This is a genomic window from Lactobacillus laiwuensis (genome assembly GCF_019972835.1).
GTDB classification, from domain to species: Bacteria; Bacillota; Bacilli; order Lactobacillales; family Lactobacillaceae; genus Lactobacillus; species Lactobacillus laiwuensis.
This window is the reverse complement of sequence record NZ_BPPB01000005.1, coordinates 154,109-171,342: the sequence shown is the minus strand read 5'-3', so window position 1 is coordinate 171,342 and position 17,234 is coordinate 154,109. Positions and strand designations below refer to the sequence as shown.

Genomic DNA, 17,234 nt, shown 5'->3' with positions numbered 1-17,234 from the left:
ATAAAACAAAAATATTGCTTATTAATTCACATAAGAACATTATCTTTGCTCATTCCAATACAATGCTTTATGATTAGTTTATTAGGTATAAATAGGAGGAAATATTTAATGTTTAAATCATATAAAAAGTTCTGGCAGAATATTTTTAATTTTTCTGGCACTGCTAATCGGTCTGAATATTGGTGGCCAGTAATTATTAACTGGGTATTAGCTTTTGTTTTAATGCATTTAGTTGAAGGTTTATTAGGCCATTCAATTAATGATATTTATAATTGGGGCGATTGGAGTATAAAGACTAGTTCTCTCATTATTTCCTTCGTTGTTTGGATTGCAATGCTATCTTTGCGTTTTCGTCGTTTACATGATACTAATCGCTCTGGCTGGTGGGTTCTAATTATGATAATACCAATAATTGGAGATATTTGGTTTATTATCTTAATGCTACTGCCGTCAAAAGCAAATAATTATGATTAAAATAATGTTAATCTTTTGCTTTAAACCTGCCCAAGTTGCTTTGTTTAAACTTAAATAATATAAATTATGTGTAATAATGTACCTTTAGTGCAGTTATTGCACTTTTTCTTTTCCAGACAATATTTCCGCTAACCACTTTTTGCGCTCATCCCTGCATACATTCATACTATGTTTTTTTGCAGCTTCATCATAAAAATTAAGCTTACGATTAATTACTTCCATTGATTTCTGCAACACTCTCATTTGTTCTATCACTTTTTGCTTCTGTTTTAAAAACATTTCTTTGCGTTGTTCAACTGTATCAATACCATTCTCAGCTAGTTGAAGATACTTTTTGATTTCCTTAAGCGGCATTCCCGTTTTTCTTAGATAAATAATTGTACTAATCACTATCAGATCATTTGGTTCAAATTCACGAATCCCATTTTCGTCACGTTTAACAAATTTTAATAAACCAATTTTTTCATAGTAGCGTAAAGTATATGTACTAATTCCCAGCAATTCGCTTACATCTTTAATTCTAAACTTTTTCATTATTATCTCCTTTTTAGCAACTTCACCAAGGTAGGATAAAGCACTTAATTTTTATATTTCACTTTCAACTAAACTAAACGACAATTATTTAAAATTTGACTTAGAGTTGCTCGAACCTACTATACTGAATATTAATTACAAAAAGGGGTGTAATTATGAATTTCTTAATTTTAGCGGCTAATGGTCAAATAGCTCGAATCGTTGAAAGCAGAATATTATCTGAAGATACTTTTAAAGATATCAAATTGACTCTGGGTTTGCGCAATCCACATCGCTTATGTTCATTGGGATCCAGAGCCCAAATAATGGAAGTTGATTTAACTGACAATCAGGCCGTTAATAAAGCTATGCATAAACAAGATATAGTTTTCGTAGACGTTGTAGATCACACTAAAGACAATATCATTACTAAAAACGTAATTGAAGCAATGAAAGTTAACCATGTTTCACGTGTAATTTTTGCTAACATTCTGGGTATATATAACGAAGTTGGAGGTGAATTTGGCCGGTGGAATCACCAATTTGTTATGCCGGGACTACAGGCTGCCATTAACTCGGACAAACTTTTAGCAAGATCTGGCTTGCATTATACTACTTTACGTTTACCCTGGCTCAATGATCGTAATGAAATCAAATATTCTATTACTACTCATAATGAACCTTATATTGGTATTTCAGGTTCACGCAAAAGCATTGCAGACGCAATTTTAAAAATTGTTCGCAATCCTGCATTATATGATAATGACAGCATTGGAATTGCCGATCCAGATACACAGGGAAAAGATCGGCCTGTTTACTAAAGAGCTAGTATAAATGAAAGCAGGAGCATTTATTAAACTAAGCAGAGTGAATTAAAAGAATGTCCTATGCCCAAACTTCAACCAGGAAATGATGCAATTTTAAAAGTTGTTCGTTCCTCTGTATGCGAATCTGATTTATGGTGATTCTGTGGTATATCAAAATTTCTGCAAATTCAACTACGAAGCATGAAACATTGAGCATTGTTGAAAAAGTGGGCAAAAATGTTGTTGATATTCAGCTGGAGACTTTATTATTGCATCATTTACACATGGTCATGGTCAATGTTCAATCTGTTTAGCAGGATTCGATGGTAATTGTCTCAATAAAGGTCATTTTAGAAATAGCGATTATCATTCAGACTATTTTAATTTTCATTACGCTAACTGGGTATTACTCAAAATATCGAGGAAACGTCTATATTATAATTATGTTTCACATGAAACAAGAATTGACTATCATGCATCAATCAAACGACAAAAGTCTGTATAATCTGTAATTCTTTAACTGATATATTTTTACCTTTCCAGCAAACAATTAGCTGAGTATTACTGAGTCTAACTGCATTTTAAAGCCAAACTTTTGCCAGTATCTACTGAAAAATTGATTCTGTCAAATGATAAATATGTAATTTAGTAATTGTTTTTATTATAAAAGCATTTCAATTATTTACTTTAATTTAAATATCAGCTTGATCTGGTAGTACTTTTTTCAATATTTATAATATACATTATCTTAAACGTATATAAAATATTGATATAATTATCATAGGATAAATAATATTTACATTAAATTAATCACTTGCTTATGATTAAATTTTTTATATAATTTAAAAGGTACCGGTACAAAAATTAAAAAGCAAAGGAATGATTAATTTCAAATTAAGAAAATAGCAATCTCAGAACTGACTGCTTTAGCTTTAAGTCCAGTTGCAATTTTTATATTTTAAAAATAGAGTGTAATTATGGAAACAAATAAACAAAAACTAACAGCAAATCAAAAAAGATTAAGAAGTAAGCCCAAACACTTTAAACTTTATCAGTTTTTGGCATACTTTTTCTCCATAATGATAAGTAGCATTTTGGTTGAAAAATTTTTACCGAATTGTTCGCCATTTTGGGCTAGTGGTAGGAATCTTCTGCTATTTTTAATTTGTATTGCAATATATTTTATATTTTTTACTTTTACAGATAAAGCTCTTAACTATTTCTGTTTTAAAAACAACTTTTAAACTATAATTTCGGGTGCAGATAAATCATCAAAATGTGATTTATCTGCTTTTTTAGTAATTTCAATAATTTATTTTTTCTTTTCGTCCAAATATCAATACCTACCCTCTAGTAACATATTTTGATAAAAAAATTATAAAATACGAACTTTAATAACACAAGCTAATATTTTCGTTCTTGCATAGTTGTTAATTTTATTTTATTCTTATTATTGTCACATATGATAATAATAAAACAAAAAGTGAGGATACAATGTCAAGTTTTCAAAAATACTATGCTGAACTAGCTGAAACTGCTGTTTTTTTACTTCATAATCCAGAACTTGGTTATAAAGAATTTAAAACATCTAAAAAGATTGAAGATGAAATTAACAAAATTAGCACCGAGTTAAAAGTCGAACATTATCTAGATACTGGTTTAAAAGTAACGTTAACTAATGGTAGCCAAAAAACCATTGGAATTATTGCCGAAATGGATTCACTCTATCAGCCTAATCACAAAGTAGCAGATACGAGTACTGGTGCTGCTCAAGCATGTGGCCATTACACACAGGTCACTACCGCACTAGCAATTATGAACGAAATAATTACCAATCACCGGCTTGAAGATTTTGGTGCTAATCTAGCATTTATTTTCACTCCATCCGAAGAATTTGTTGATCTTGCTTGGAGAAAACAGCAAAAAGAGGCAGGCAAAATAGATTACTTCGGTGGCAAACAAGAAGCTATTAAACTTGGCATTTTTGACGATATTGACTATTGTGTTTCAGTTCATGCAATTGGCGAAAATTTTGATGAACGCACTATCGAAATTAATTGTGATCTCGCAGGCTTTAATTTTGAATATTTTGATTTTTATGGCAAAGCCAGTCATGCAGCTTTTGCCCCTGATGCAGGTATTAATGCTCAAAGTATAGCAACATTATTTAATACCGCTTTAGCTCTGCAGCGTCAGCAAGTTAAAGATCCCAATCGCATAAGATTTAATCCCGTAATTGTTGGCGAAAATCATGAATCAATTAATGTCATTCCTGATCACATTAAAATGGGTACGGACTTAAGATTTTTTGACATAGATAACGCTCAAAAATTAATGAATCGTTTTAAACAGGCAGCAGAAGGCTGTGCCTCAGCACTTGGTGGCTCAGTTGAGTGCGAAAGGCAAGTTGGCTACCTACCTTTGATCTCCAGTAAAAGTATGAGCGCTATTGTGAAAGCTGTCTTTTCTGCAGATGAAAAAATTCCCGGTTTAATAGAAGACCGGGGCTACACAATGGCGGCAGGTGATATTGGGGATGTTAGTTTCTTAATACCAACCATTCAAATCGGTTATGGTGGTTGGAACGGAACAATTCATGGTGATGATTTTACTTTAGTTGATCCTGAATTTGTACTAGCAATTTTCCCAGAATTTGTCTTTAACAGTATTCTTAAGATTTCAAATAACTTAGATCAGGTAAAAACTTATAAGAAAACAAAAGAAGAATATCTTACTGAATTAGAAAAGATGGCAAAATAAAATGAAATATTTAAAAGCATATGGTCCGCTAATCATTTTAGTATTGTTAATAGATACAGTCTCTGAAATGATCAGTACCCAAGTATTTAAAATCGGCAAAATTGAAATCTCTATCTTACCTCTAGTATTTGCGGTAATTATTGCTATTTTAGTTTATTTAATCCCAGCAAAGCCTATTAAAAAACTTTACAATGATAAACGGGTGAAATTTGCCGGTAAATACATGATTCTTATCATGTTGCCTTTAATGGCACGTTATGGAGCGAATGTGGCCCCTAAAATTAACGAAATTATTTCTGTTGGGTGGGTTTTTCTAGTCCACGAATTAGGTAATTTAGGTACGATTATCTTCGGTTTACCTGTAGCGCTATTACTTGGCTTAAGAGAAGAAGCTATAGGTTCAACCTTAGGCTTAGGCCGTGAAGGTGAACTAGCATATATTAGTGAAAAATACACGCTAAATTCCCCTGAAGGTCGTGGCGTACTTGGAATTTATTTAATTGGTACCATTTTTGGTTCAATTATCTTTTCAATCCTTGCTCCACTTCTTCTAGGCATGGGCTTTAACTATAAAGCAGTTGCAATGAGTGCCGGTGTTGGTTCTAGTTCAATGATGACTGCAGCTTCATCGTCTTTAGCAGCTTTGGTACCAAAACACAGCGACACTATTTTGTCCTTTGCCGCGGCCAGTCAGTTACTAACTAGTTTTATTGGCACTTATATCATGTACTTCCTAGCAGTGCCTCTACAAAGATTCATGTACACACACATCACTAGCCTGCTAGACAAAAAGAAAGAAGTTTATCCAGATCATGACTAAAGAAAACAATTTATATGAATTATTTAAAGATGCTGTCATTCTTTTACTTAGTGTTAGCTTAGTATTATTTGTTCAATGGGTTAAATTAATTAGAAATCCCAAAAGCACACCAATTACTACTGACACACTCATTGGTTTAGGTATGTTATGGCTTTTTTCGCTATTAGGCATAGTTATTAGTATGCTGATGAAAAAAGTGCCTTGGAAAATCATTCAGGGCTTCCCTATTTTAGGCTGGGTTTCAATTGTTTCTCTAATTTTTTGTTTGCTTAGTTCCTACTGCGTTCGCGTTATCAATGCTGTAGACTTTTTGTCACTAACAACCTCTGTTCTAGCATTTGCTGGAATATCAGTTACCCACCGTTTGAAAGAACTGACTAAAATATCCTGGAAGATTTTAATCGTAGCAATTTTTGTTTTCTTTGGTATGTACTTTATGGACACCTTAATCTCACAAATTGCTCTTAATCTTAGTTAAAAGTATTTTTTGAAAAGCTAAAAGTCGCCATAACTGCAATTAGTTTAAGCGACTTTTTCTTTTTGCCCACATATATTTTTATAAAAATTGAAAGACTAGCTATACACAGTCAATTTGAAAGGCACAACTGCAGTAACTTAGAAACTAGGCCTGATTAACTATTTTTTTAGTTTTGTTGGCATTATATTCAATTTTAAAAATACCAGTAATTTACTTAAATCTAGGCTGGCTAATCCATATCTGCATGGATTGAACTTAGGGATAGAGTCTAATCACAAGATAGCAAATACTTTTAACCAATTTATCAAGGTATTAACCAATTAAGCAATATTTCCTGGGAAATACCGTTTAATTGTCTACTTTAACTATTTGGTTCGTTACTTTTCCAGTTTCACATGAAACAATATGATTTTTAGAATCATATATTTTCAATATGCATAAAGATTATGAAATACTGGAAACATTTCTGATCCGCTACAATTTTAGGCAATAAAAAGGCGATTATGATAATTACCGTAGTCGCCTTTTTAAAACTCTCAAGCCAAATATTCTGTCAATCCCACTTTTAACCGTTCTAAGCCATCTTTAACCATTGTTAAGGGGCAGGCAAGATTCATACGCAAAAAGTCATGACCATTTCCACGATAAATGCTTCCGGGTGACAAAACCAACCCAGTTGTTTTTTCTAAGAATTCCGCTAATTTTTGCGAATCGCTACTAATTTGTTCCACATCAAGCCAAATTAAGTATGTTGCTGCGCCTGCAACTACCTTAACTTGTGGAAGGTTCTTATTGATGAATTCTTCAGCATAAGTGAAATTAACATTTAATTGCTTAATCAATGCCTCTAGCCAGTTGTGACCATGTTCATAGGCAGCAATTGTTCCAGGAATAGCCAGCAAGTTTGGTTCAGCTACTTCATCGCTATTAAGTCCGCGATTAACCATAGCACGCAAATTACTATTTGGCACAATCGCTGTTGCTGCGTGTAGTGCAGCAACGTTAAAAGTTTTACTAGGTGAAACTAATGAAACAACGTTTTCGCGTGCAGAATTATTCACTGAAAAAGCTGGGGTATAGTCTGGGCCCTTGCGCACTAAGTCGCCATGAATTTCATCGGACAAAAGAACTACATGATACTGATAGCATAGATCTGCAACTTTTTGTACCTCTTTTTGAGTCCATACCTTACCAATAGGATTATGCGGATTACAAAAAATCATCAGTGTTGTCAAAGGTAAGGCTAATTTCTGTTCGAGATCATCCCAGTTGATTGCATAATTTTCGCCATCAAATTGCAAGTCATTGGATAAAACATGTCGGCCATTATTTTCAATTGAATTGTAGAAAACATTATATACAGGAGCTTGGACTAAAACGTTATCGCCAATGTGGGAAACTCGTCTTACAATTGCAGAAATTGCGGGTACCGCTCCTGTAGTAAAAATCAGCCATTCCAGCTGAGGCCGATGGCCATGTTCTTTTTCGTACCAGTCAGCCACCGCTTTAAAATAGTCATCTTCAGGCCACTCGTAGCCAAAAACACCGCGATCAACTTTCCTTTTCATTGCGGCTATTATTTCAGGTGCTGTTTTAAAATCCATATCAGCAATTGACATTGGCAAATCGCCCTTCTTGACATGCCATTTGACTGAATCTGTATCTCTTCTATCTGGTGCATTAATAAAATCATACTTATCCATTATTTCTAATCCTTCGGTTTCTGATTTTCATCTGAATGATTAACTTTCGCATCAATTTTAGCACAGTCAATTTCAGTTTCACTAGGAGTAATTTTTTGGGGATCCAAAATTAATTTACCGATTGCAGGAGCAGAAATTTTACCAGAAATTGGATTTTTCACACTGTCAATTTTGCTTGAAATTGCAGCATTAATATTAGAAACATATTCAAATGCTAAGTCAGTATGAATTAAAATGGTATTTTTCAATTCCAGATGGTCGATGTAATTAAGCCCCTGGTCGCTTTCAATTTTACAATTGATAAACTTGATGTTTTGTCCATTCCATGCCAAATATTCACCATCTATTATCGAATCATACACAGTAACATTTTGACAATTCCAAAAAGCATCTTTAGAAATAAAGGTGGAATGATGTACTTCAATATTTTTAGCTCCGTCAAAAGCATAATTACCAATAACACTAACGTGGTCAAGATAGATGTTTTGACTGTCTTTACCAAAATAGTCACCGTTAACTTGACTATTGGTAATTCTAATATCTTTACAGGTCCACATCGTTTCTGCAGCATTAGCAAAATGAACATTGTCTAAGACTATTTTTTCTGCTCTCCTAAATAATTTTGGAGCCTGCAAAGCCGAATTTTTAATAGAAATATTTTTGGTATACCATATACCACTGCGAGCCATAGTTTCAAATACAGTATTATCCACATTAATGTCCCTGTCATACCATAATGGATATTTCCATTTAAAAATAGAATCCTTGATATCAATTTTACTGGCTTCCTTAAGCGGTGACTCACCTTCACCAAAAGTAATTCCTACCAGCTGCGAATTTTTTAGTCCAAAAAGAATTCTTTCACCTTCAAAAAAATGATTTTTGATAATATTCATCCCGATCTCTTTTCTCTTTTGTATTTCTGAATTTTTTAATTTTTTGTATTGTTACCAGGAAAAACCCTAATTCTTTATTATCCTCTGAAAAGCTTCCAACTTAAAATGCTATTTGATTAGGTTCCTTTATTACAAATAGTTATAACGAGCATATCATTGGCTCCGTAAGTATTTTATCATTTAGTTAAAAATTCATTGTATATTTGTAAGCTATATGATAAGGTTATTAAATAATTATTACATTTATTATCAAATTCAAATCAAATATTATTGCTATCTATGTAGAAAGGCCATCTAATATGGAAGACATTAACTATAGTAAAAATTACCTACTTGGAGGAGCAATTGCGTGTTCTCAAGCAGATGGAGGCTTTCAAGAAGGAGGCAAAGGAATTTCTACACAAGATTTACGCTATCTAGATCCTAGCTGGACACCTGAGCAAATTGAAGATAAGCACCAAAATAATCCTTTTTCACAAGAAGAATTTAATCAAGCGCTAAAAGATCAGGGAACAAAATATTATCCCCTCAGAAGAGGCATTGATTTTTACCATCATTATAAAGAAGATATAAAAATGCTGGCAGAAATGGGATTACAAATTTTTCGTACTTCAATTTGTTGGTCAAGAATTTTCCCTAATGGTGATGACAAAGAACCAAATGAAGAAGGAATTAAATATTATCGTGATATGTTCACTGAATGTAAAAAATACGGCATAAAAGTTTTCGCCACAATGATTCACTATGACATCCCTGTTAATTTGGTCATAAAATACGGTGGCTGGAAAAACAGAAAAATTATTTCATTTTTCGAAAAATATGTAACTGTTTTATATAAAAGATTAGGTGACTTGGTAGATTACTGGTTGCCATTCAATGAAATAAACGCTGCTAAGTTTTCCCCTTGGGATGGAGTTTGCTTAATACCTGGTACAGAAAAAAACATGGATCAGGAAATTTTTCAATGCTTACATCACCAATTTTTATGTAGTGCTAGAGCAGTACAACTAGGACGAAAGCTTGTGCCAGGAAAACTAGTTGGTGGCATGATTGCCCGCTTTACCACCTATCCGGCAACTTCAAAGCCGGAAGACAACTTGCAAGCCATCCAAGACGACCAGTATTCAAATTGGTTTTACTTAGATGTTTTAGCAAGGGGCTACTATCCAGAATACATGAAACGTTATTTTGATAAAATCAACGTTCACATTCATTTTGAACCCGGTGATAAAGAATTGCTAAAAGACGGAACTGTTGGCTTTGTTTCCTTCTCATACTACTTTTCACAGGTTTCAACTAATGCAGCTAATTGGGAGCAAACTGCAGGCAATCTGATTATGACTAAGAAAAACCCCTATTTAAAGGAATCCGAGTGGGGCTGGCAAATCGATCCTATTGGCTTAAGGTTCACTCTTAACCAAATATATGATCGCTATCACCTACCAATTATTGTTGCAGAAAATGGTATTGGTGCCCATGACGAATTGACTTCAGATCACAAAGTACACGACGATTATCGCATCGCATATCTTAGTGCTCATATAGATCAATTAGATGAAGCTGTAAAAGATGGCGTAAATTTAATCGCTTACACTATGTGGGGCATAATCGACATCGTTTCTTGCGGTCCGTTAACCATGGATAAACGATATGGCATAATCTATGTCGATTTAGATAATGGTGGCAAAGGTACAGGAAAAAGATACAAAAAGGACTCACTTTACTGGTATAAGAACAAGATTGAAGAACATATCAAAAATTAATCTCGTTAGTACCAGAAAGGAAAATTTATTATGGAAAAGAAGGAGTTAGCAAAGAGTATAATTAATTATCTTGGCGGAAAAAATAACATCAATAACTATTGGCATTGTGTTACCAGGCTTAGATTTACAATCAAAGATGCTAGTAAAGCAAAATTAGAAAAAATTGATAATTTACAAGGTGTTCTTGGAACTACTATCAAGAGCAATCAATATCAAATAGTAATTGGTCCAAACGTGGATTCAGTTTTTGCAGAAATTGAGAAAACTATGGGTTCCCAGCAAAATGATAATAGCCAAGATCAAGGTAAGCACAAGTTTAAAATCACTGGAAAAGTAATTCTAGATGTCATTTCAGGTGTTTTCCAACCAATTTTACCTGCATTAGTTGCAGGAGGTATGCTTAAGGGTATTTTGGCAATAGTCCTAGCGTTTTCACCAGGACTTGAAAAAAACACTACTATGGCTTTATTTAATTTAATCGCTGATGTTCCTTTTTACTTTTTGCCATTCTTACTGGCAATTTCATCAGCACGCAAATTTAAATTAAATGAATTTCTCGGTATCTGTATGGCGGGTGCATTGCTTTATCCTTCGTTTGTTGCCAAAATAGCAAGTGGTCGTTCTGGATTGACATTATTCGGCTTAAATATTCCAGTATTTAACTATGCCACTTCTGTTTTTCCAGTTATTTTAGGCGTGGGACTAATGGCTATTATTTATCACTTTGTTGATCGCTTTGTACCTGATGTATTAAAGCTAGTGGTTGTTCCTGCCATAACTTTAATTACCGCCGTACCAATTGCAATGTGGATTTTGGCACCACTAGGAGCATACGGAGGTCAATATCTAGCTGACGGTATAGTATGGTTATTCCAAAAAGCTGGTTTGTTAGCAGGATTTTTATTAGGATTTTTCATGCCACTAATTGTTCTGGCAGGTATGCATCAATCCACTTCACCTATTCAAATTCAAAACATAGCTACATTAGGTTATGATTACTTATTACCCGTCTCTTTTGTGCACAATATGGCTGAATCTGGAGCAGCTTTTGGCACTTCTTTAAGAATGAAAAATAAAGAATTACGTGCCGCAGGATTATCTACCAGTTTCTCTGCTTTCATAGGTATTTCTGAGCCTGCTCTTTATACAGTTAATGTGGTTCATAAAAGTTCCATGTTAGCAGCAATGTGTGGTTCCGGAGTTGGTGGCATGCTAACCGTTTTACTTGGTATTAAGTGCTATGCATTTGTAATGCCCGGCATCACTTCTTTGCCTGTTTATGTCAAGGCGGGTCAAGGTTTTACCAATGTTTTGTTAATGATTATATGCTTAATAGCAGCTTTCTTAACTAGTGCTCTAGTGGCAGTAATTTTGGGTGGAAAGGTTGCTAGGGAAAATGAAACAAAAACTACTTCTACACAAAGCATGACTTTTTCTACTCCTGCTGCCGGAGTTGTAATTCCATTGGAAGATGTAGCTGATTCAGTTTTTGCCAGCAAAACGATGGGTGAAGGTTTTGCAGTTAAGCCTTCTGAAGGCAGCATTTATGCTCCAGTTTCAGGTAAAGTCACTATGTTGGCAGAAACAAAGCATGGTATCGGTATCACCACAAATAATGGACTAGAAGTTTTAATACATTTAGGAATTGATACAGTTGAACTAAAAGGCAATCCCTTTAAGCTTTTTATTAAAAAGGACGATGAAGTTGTCACCGGTCAAAAAATTGCATTCATGGATATTAAGCAAGTTAAAGATAGTGGCAAAGATCCAACTGTCATCGTGGTAATCACAAATTCAAAAGACAAGGTTAAGAATGTTAAATACACACTGACAAATAAACCGGCCGCAGATTTCGACAAGATAATGTCTGTGCAATTATAGAATTTAAATATACACCAAAAACGTGATTCTGTTTTTATAGCAGGATCACGTTTTTAATTCTAATAAACCGTATTTTTCAGGATTCAGAGCAACGACTTAACGCCTAATAATACCAGCAAGAAACCAATTGTGGGTTTCATGTAGCGTGTGATTTTAGTTTTAGCTAGAATTTGGGCAAGTCTAGGAGCAATAACAGCTCCAATGATAGCACCGATCATCAAGGGCAACCCAGCAGTCCAATCTACTCGCCCGTCTGCAATGTGAAAGATCGCACCCGTGATAGTCATAAAAACCAGAACATAAGTTGAAGTTGCAGTAGCTTGAAAATCTTGTAATCCCAGCAAAAATAATCCGCCAATAATAACAGCGCCACCACTCATGCCAGCAACGCCAACCATTAGGCCCCCTAAAATACCATACATCCCTGCTTCTAGTCTGGCATATTGCGTTTTTTTAACAGTTGCGGCAGTTTGCGTTTTCTTCTTCATTAGCATATTAATGCCAAGAACTACCAAAACGATTCCTATCAGCCATTTATAAATTTTAGCGGGAATATATTTTGAGACCAGCGCTCCAATTATCACAGCAGGAATTGCCGTTATTAACATTTGATTACCTATTTTAGTATTTATTTGCCTTTGATGATAATAGCTAATTGCCCCAATAATTAATGAAGGCAAGGCTGTCACTAAGGAAGTTGAAGAAGCTGCTGCCGCATTGAGACCAAATAAACCGGTCAATATTGCCAGGTAAATGGCTGCTCCACCACCGCCAAAAAGAATAACGAAGGTTCCTATTATCAACCCTATTAATCCCAACAAAAAAATTTTCATGATATTTGACCTTCTTAATTTTTTTAATATTATATGGTATAGTTACAATATGTAATTATAGTTTACATATTGTAAAAGTCAAATCAAGTAAGGAGTTCAAAATGCCACGTCAAATTTTGTCTAAAGAAATAATTATTAAAACAAGCATTGAGTTAATTGAAGACAATAAAGAAAATAATTTTGCGACTGTTGCTAGAAAAATTGGCATTCAATCGCAAGCCCTATACAATTACTTTCCCAATCAAATAGCACTAAACTACGCCATAGTTGCCTGGACGGTTGAATTGCTAACAAATCAATTACGCAAAGACTTGTTTGGCAAAGCTGGCCTGACAGCGATTATTGATTTTGTAATGGCATTTCGCGAAACAGCACTGAATCATTTTCTCTTAACTCAATTTGTATTAAAAATGCCACGCACTGATAACTATCCTGAAACCACTGCAGCTTTTAATGAACTAAAATCTATCTTTAATCAAATGATAGCAACAGAGTTCACTGACCCTAAAAAGCAATTATTGGCAAGCAGGTGCATTAGAGATTTAGCAATAGGAGATATTGTCAACGTTGGTACGGGTTGGTTTGCAGATAAATCCTTACCCGCTGATAAAAGTTTTCGTAGATTGCTGAAGCAAAGCCTACGCCAGATTGCAGAATAACATATCATAAAACCGCACTTTACTGATAAAGAGTAGTGGCAATTTATTTTGAGCAGAAAAAAAGCGAGTCCTAAGCCTCGCTTTTTTGTTCCCGATATTTAAACTTAATCCAATGTTTGAACCCAGCCTTCTGGACCTTTCTTGTTACCATACTGAATATCAACTAGTTCATTATAAAGTTTCTTAGTAACTGGACCAGTTTCTGTTTCACTATAGATGACATGCTTTTTACCCTCGTAGGTAATTGAACCTACAGGAGAAATTACAGCAGCTGTACCCATCGCACCAGCTTCTTTCATGTTGAACGCTTCTTCCAAAGTGATCTGACGTTCAACTGGGTTTAGACCTTGCCACTTAGCGACTTCCAAAAGTGAGCGCTTAGTAATAGAAACCAAAATCGATTGTGATTTTGGTGTGACAAACTGTCCTTCTTGGGTAATGCCGTAGAAGTTAGCACCACCAAATTCGTCAATATATTTATGTTCACGTGGATCTAGGTAAAGACTATCGGCAAAACCGTTTTTGTGTGCTTCAACTGTCGGAAGCAAACTGCTGGCATAGTTACCTGCTGTCTTTGCTTGACCGGTACCAGCATATGCGGCACGGTCGTATTCACTAACAACGTAATCTGCAGGGTTCAATCCTTTAATGTATGCGCCAACTGGAACCGCAAAAACGCGGAAGGTATATTCGCTGGCTGCTTCGACGCCTAAAACTTTAGTTGTTCCCACCATAAGTGGTCTTAAATAAAGAGTTGCGCCACTATCATATGGTGGTACAAATTCTTCGTTAGCCTTAACAACTTGTTTTACGGCATCAACAAATCTATCTTCAGGAAATGGTGGCATGGCTAATCTCTTTGCTGAAAGAGTAAAGCGATGAGCGTTTTGATCGGGCCTAAAGAGATTGATCTTACCATCTTTTCTACGGTAAGCCTTCAGTCCTTCAAAAACTTCCTGACCATAATGCAGAACTTCTGCACCTTCAGAAAAGGTCATTGATGAATCTTCGGTCAGTTTTCCTTCCTGCCATTCACCATCTTTATATTTCGCCTCATATCGATAAGGCAGATCACGATACTTAAATCCCAGATTCTTCCAATCCAGGTCTTCTACTCGTTGTTTCATTTGATTGTCCCCTATAATAAAACTACAAAAGCTAAAAAACAATTTTTAGCTTTTTAATAATAATTTAATTGCTACCTAATTTAAACCATATTTTTGTTGATGTCAATAGTAAAATTGCATTAATCTTAATAAAATAATATGAATTTCTGATAATTAAACAAAAATTCAATTTTGTTACTGTATGGAAGGTTTCACATGAAACAACTAGAAGCAAAAAAGGAATCATCCTCTATTGAATGATCCCTTTTTGAGATTAGTCTTGTTTAACTTTCTCGTTATTTTCAGTTTTTTCTTTTGGTTTAATGTCTAATACTGCAGCATCATTTAAGTAAACATGCTTGTCATCTACAGTAAATTTGACTTCTTTGGTGTCAGGCTCTTTCATCAATAATTTAGCAATCGGTGTCTCCAAATCTTGCTCAACTACTCTGCGTAAAGGTCTTGCACCAAATTTCTTATCATAACCTTTTTCAGCCAAATAAGCTTTAGCCTCATCAGATACTTCAACTTTCACATTCTTTTTAGCTAAAACATGTGCCATTTTACTTAAGTAAATATCAATGATCTTATTCATATCATCTTTAGTTAATGAATTAAACGGCACGATCGCATCAAGCCTATTCAAAAATTCAGGTCTGAAGTATGCTTCCAGAGCTTTAATCAGCTTATCATGATCTACTTTACCATCCTTTAGCAATTGGTCGGAATAACCCGCATTAGAAGTCATGATTAAAATTGTATCCTTAAAGGAAACAGTCCTGCCTTGCGCATCAGTTAAACGGCCATCATCCATAATCTGAAGCAAGGCATTAAATACTTGTGGATTGGCTTTTTCAATTTCATCGAACAAAATTAAGCTGTATGGTTGGTGACGAACTTTTTCAGTTAGTTGGCCGCCTTCGCCGTAGCCAACATAACCTGGAGCAGAACCAATTAGTTTGTTAACTGCCATTTGATCTTGATATTCAGACATATCAAGTCTAATAAGATGATTTTCACCACCAAATAGTTGGATGGCCAGTTGTTTAGCTAATTCCGTTTTACCTACACCAGTAGGTCCGGTTAACAAGAATGTCCCAGTAGGACGATCATTGTCTTTGAAAACTTGTTTACGGGCAATTGCATCAGTAATGACATCAACCGCATTATCCTGATCAATAACCACTTTCTTTAATTTTTCAGCTAAATCAAGATTCTTTTGTCCCTCACTTGCATGCAGTTCGCTCATTGGAATTTTGGTCTTGGCTTCAATCAAAGCGTAGATATCTTTATCAGTAACATGTGGAGTCGCTTCATCATCTACATGATCAGCTTTGTCGCGCAACTCTTCAATCTTCTTTTTCAGCTCACTTGCTTTACTGTAATCTTCCTTTTTGGCAGCAGTTTCTTTTTCACTTTCCAGCTTTTTAATCCGCTTCTTTAAAGTTGCTTCATCATCAGGAATAGTGTCGAGACCCTTTTTGGCACCTGCTTCATCCATTAAATCAATGGCTTTGTCAGGTAAATAGCGTCCTTGAATATAACGCTGTGACAACGTGACTGCAAGCTTTAAGGCACTATCATTATATTTCACATGATGGAAAGCTTCGTACTTATCTTTGAGACCCTCCAAAATTTCGACAGTCACTGCAGCAGATGGTTCTGGAACTTGTACAGGCTGGAACCTACGTGCTAATGCCGCATCATTTTCAATCCTGCGGTACTCACTCGTAGTCGTTGCACCAATCAGATTCAAGTCGCCACTAGCCAAAGCCGGTTTCAAAATATTAGCAGCGTCACCATTGTTATTTTCAGAGTCAGTTGACCCTGCTCCAACAATATTATGTAATTCATCAATAAACAAGATAATATTAGGATTTTTCTTAGCTTCGTCAATCACTTTTTTCAGGCGCTCTTCAAAGCTACCACGCAAACTTGATCCAGCAACCATATCATTAATGTTAATTGCAATAATATGTTTGTCTTTCATCTTGTCAGGAACATCGCCTGCAGCAATCTTTTGTGCCAATCCTTCTACAATGGCAGTTTTACCTACACCTGCTGCTCCAACTAAAACTGGATTGTTCTTTTTGCGCCGACTTAGAATCTCTATAACTTCCTGAATTTGTTCATCACGCCCAATTACAGGATCGTATTTATTTTTCTTTGCTTGCTCAACCAGGTCAACTCCAATTGGCTTTTGTCCTTGCTTTTGCCCCATTTGTCCGTTTTGGGATATGTCTTGCGGTGAAATATTCATACTGCTTGAATAGTGAATAGGAATAGCTCCACCTTTATCATTAGTGTTATTAAAGAAAGAATTGTTTAATTCGTTAAATAAATCGTCAAAATCATTATCAAAATATGCCATATGTAAACACCCCTTTGATAGGTTATAAATTTGTAATTAGCACTCGTAGCGTTCGACTGCTAATTGCTTACATATAATATTATAGCAGGTTATCCACAGAAAGCAATAGTTTTGATTAACTTTTTCCACAGGATTTGAATTTTTTCCACACGAAGCAAAAAAGCCCTAAAA

Annotated in this window: 15 protein-coding genes; 9 read left to right on the top strand and 6 right to left on the bottom strand. The window is 34.9% G+C overall.

Going from position 1 to position 17,234, the window contains the following annotated elements:
* The first annotated feature begins 108 nt into the window (after nt 1–108).
* Nucleotides 109–474, top strand: coding sequence for a DUF805 domain-containing protein (locus tag LDM92_RS05180; protein ID WP_122053097.1), 366 nt, complete (start codon nt 109–111; stop codon nt 472–474).
* Nucleotides 475–567: 93 nt separating this feature from the next.
* On the opposite strand, the gene LDM92_RS05175 is transcribed toward LDM92_RS05180, so the two are convergent.
* Entirely contained in the window at nt 568–1,008 is a 441-nt protein-coding gene (locus LDM92_RS05175; protein ID WP_122053098.1) for a MerR family transcriptional regulator, read from the bottom strand.
* A gap of 155 nt (nt 1,009–1,163) precedes the next feature.
* Between LDM92_RS05175 and LDM92_RS05170 the strand changes: the two genes are divergently transcribed.
* From LDM92_RS05170 to LDM92_RS05150, 5 genes are all read left to right on the top strand, one after another.
* Nucleotides 1,164–1,808 (top strand): NAD(P)H-binding protein, encoded by a 645-nt coding sequence (locus LDM92_RS05170; RefSeq protein ID WP_122053099.1) that lies wholly within the window; start codon nt 1,164–1,166, stop codon nt 1,806–1,808.
* 137 nt (nt 1,809–1,945) lie between these two features.
* Complete coding sequence (locus tag LDM92_RS05165; protein WP_223902322.1) at nt 1,946–2,107, top strand: hypothetical protein; 162 nt, start codon at nt 1,946–1,948, stop codon at nt 2,105–2,107.
* Nucleotides 2,108–3,287: 1,180 nt separating this feature from the next.
* Entirely contained in the window at nt 3,288–4,553 is a 1,266-nt protein-coding gene (locus tag LDM92_RS05160) for a M20/M25/M40 family metallo-hydrolase (protein WP_223902321.1), read from the top strand.
* A gap of 1 nt (nt 4,554) precedes the next feature.
* Nucleotides 4,555–5,373, top strand: a complete 819-nt coding sequence (locus tag LDM92_RS05155) for a DUF3100 domain-containing protein (RefSeq protein ID WP_034978475.1) — start codon at nt 4,555–4,557, stop codon at nt 5,371–5,373.
* The gene (locus LDM92_RS05150; RefSeq protein WP_223902320.1) at nt 5,366–5,851 is read left to right on the top strand and encodes a hypothetical protein; all 486 of its coding nucleotides are present in this window, start codon (nt 5,366–5,368) and stop codon (nt 5,849–5,851) included. The genes LDM92_RS05155 and LDM92_RS05150 overlap by 8 nt, the downstream gene beginning before the upstream one ends.
* A 536-nt stretch (nt 5,852–6,387) precedes the next feature.
* Here the strand turns inward: LDM92_RS05150 and LDM92_RS05145 are convergent.
* Nucleotides 6,388–7,554, bottom strand: coding sequence for a MalY/PatB family protein (locus LDM92_RS05145; RefSeq protein ID WP_223902319.1), 1,167 nt, complete (start codon nt 7,552–7,554; stop codon nt 6,388–6,390).
* 5 nt (nt 7,555–7,559) lie between these two features.
* Nucleotides 7,560–8,450, bottom strand: a complete 891-nt coding sequence (locus LDM92_RS05140) for a DUF3737 family protein (protein WP_223902318.1) — start codon at nt 8,448–8,450, stop codon at nt 7,560–7,562.
* A 299-nt stretch (nt 8,451–8,749) separates the two neighbouring features.
* On the opposite strand from LDM92_RS05140, the gene LDM92_RS05135 reads away from it, so the two are divergent.
* Both LDM92_RS05135 and LDM92_RS05130 read left to right on the top strand, forming a co-directional pair.
* The gene (locus LDM92_RS05135; RefSeq protein WP_223902317.1) at nt 8,750–10,213 is read left to right on the top strand and encodes a glycoside hydrolase family 1 protein; all 1,464 of its coding nucleotides are present in this window, start codon (nt 8,750–8,752) and stop codon (nt 10,211–10,213) included.
* A gap of 30 nt (nt 10,214–10,243) precedes the next feature.
* Nucleotides 10,244–12,094, top strand: coding sequence for a glucose PTS transporter subunit IIA (locus LDM92_RS05130; protein WP_223902316.1), 1,851 nt, complete (start codon nt 10,244–10,246; stop codon nt 12,092–12,094).
* Nucleotides 12,095–12,177: 83 nt separating this feature from the next.
* Here the strand turns inward: LDM92_RS05130 and LDM92_RS05125 are convergent, their stop codons facing one another.
* Nucleotides 12,178–12,927 carry a sulfite exporter TauE/SafE family protein gene (locus LDM92_RS05125; RefSeq protein WP_223902315.1) on the bottom strand — a complete coding sequence of 250 codons (750 nt, stop codon included), beginning with the start codon at nt 12,925–12,927 and terminating at the stop codon, nt 12,178–12,180.
* A 101-nt stretch (nt 12,928–13,028) separates the two neighbouring features.
* Here LDM92_RS05125 and LDM92_RS05120 point away from each other — a divergent pair, with 101 nt between their 5' ends.
* Nucleotides 13,029–13,586, top strand: a complete 558-nt coding sequence (locus LDM92_RS05120) for a TetR/AcrR family transcriptional regulator (RefSeq protein ID WP_223902314.1) — start codon at nt 13,029–13,031, stop codon at nt 13,584–13,586.
* Between the two features lie 104 nt (nt 13,587–13,690).
* Here LDM92_RS05120 and LDM92_RS05115 read toward each other — a convergent pair whose 3' ends face one another.
* Nucleotides 13,691–14,713, bottom strand: a complete 1,023-nt coding sequence (locus LDM92_RS05115; RefSeq protein ID WP_046332828.1) for a branched-chain amino acid aminotransferase — start codon at nt 14,711–14,713, stop codon at nt 13,691–13,693.
* Nucleotides 14,714–14,966: 253 nt separating this feature from the next.
* Nucleotides 14,967–17,063: an ATP-dependent Clp protease ATP-binding subunit gene (locus LDM92_RS05110; RefSeq protein ID WP_223902313.1), complete on the bottom strand. Its 2,097-nt coding sequence runs from the start codon at nt 17,061–17,063 to the stop codon at nt 14,967–14,969.
* Nucleotides 17,064–17,234 lie beyond the last annotated feature (171 nt).

Excerpts from the sequence above, each read along its gene's own strand:
- LDM92_RS05135 (WP_223902317.1), top strand. The coding sequence starts at position 8,750 with ATGGAAGACATTAACTATAGTAAAAATTACCTACTTGGAGGAGCAATT.
- LDM92_RS05110 (WP_223902313.1), bottom strand. The coding sequence starts at position 17,063 with ATGGCATATTTTGATAATGATTTTGACGATTTATTTAACGAATTAAAC.
- LDM92_RS05115 (WP_046332828.1), bottom strand. The coding sequence starts at position 14,713 with ATGAAACAACGAGTAGAAGACCTGGATTGGAAGAATCTGGGATTTAAG.
- LDM92_RS05140 (WP_223902318.1), bottom strand. The coding sequence starts at position 8,450 with ATGAATATTATCAAAAATCATTTTTTTGAAGGTGAAAGAATTCTTTTT.
- LDM92_RS05130 (WP_223902316.1), top strand. The coding sequence starts at position 10,244 with ATGGAAAAGAAGGAGTTAGCAAAGAGTATAATTAATTATCTTGGCGGA.
- LDM92_RS05155 (WP_034978475.1), top strand. The coding sequence starts at position 4,555 with ATGAAATATTTAAAAGCATATGGTCCGCTAATCATTTTAGTATTGTTA.
- LDM92_RS05125 (WP_223902315.1), bottom strand. The coding sequence starts at position 12,927 with ATGAAAATTTTTTTGTTGGGATTAATAGGGTTGATAATAGGAACCTTC.
- LDM92_RS05165 (WP_223902322.1), top strand. The coding sequence starts at position 1,946 with ATGGTGATTCTGTGGTATATCAAAATTTCTGCAAATTCAACTACGAAG.
- LDM92_RS05170 (WP_122053099.1), top strand. The coding sequence starts at position 1,164 with ATGAATTTCTTAATTTTAGCGGCTAATGGTCAAATAGCTCGAATCGTT.
- LDM92_RS05180 (WP_122053097.1), top strand. The coding sequence starts at position 109 with ATGTTTAAATCATATAAAAAGTTCTGGCAGAATATTTTTAATTTTTCT.
- LDM92_RS05145 (WP_223902319.1), bottom strand. The coding sequence starts at position 7,554 with ATGGATAAGTATGATTTTATTAATGCACCAGATAGAAGAGATACAGAT.
- LDM92_RS05175 (WP_122053098.1), bottom strand. The coding sequence starts at position 1,008 with ATGAAAAAGTTTAGAATTAAAGATGTAAGCGAATTGCTGGGAATTAGT.
- LDM92_RS05160 (WP_223902321.1), top strand. The coding sequence starts at position 3,288 with ATGTCAAGTTTTCAAAAATACTATGCTGAACTAGCTGAAACTGCTGTT.
- LDM92_RS05150 (WP_223902320.1), top strand. The coding sequence starts at position 5,366 with ATGACTAAAGAAAACAATTTATATGAATTATTTAAAGATGCTGTCATT.
- LDM92_RS05120 (WP_223902314.1), top strand. The coding sequence starts at position 13,029 with ATGCCACGTCAAATTTTGTCTAAAGAAATAATTATTAAAACAAGCATT.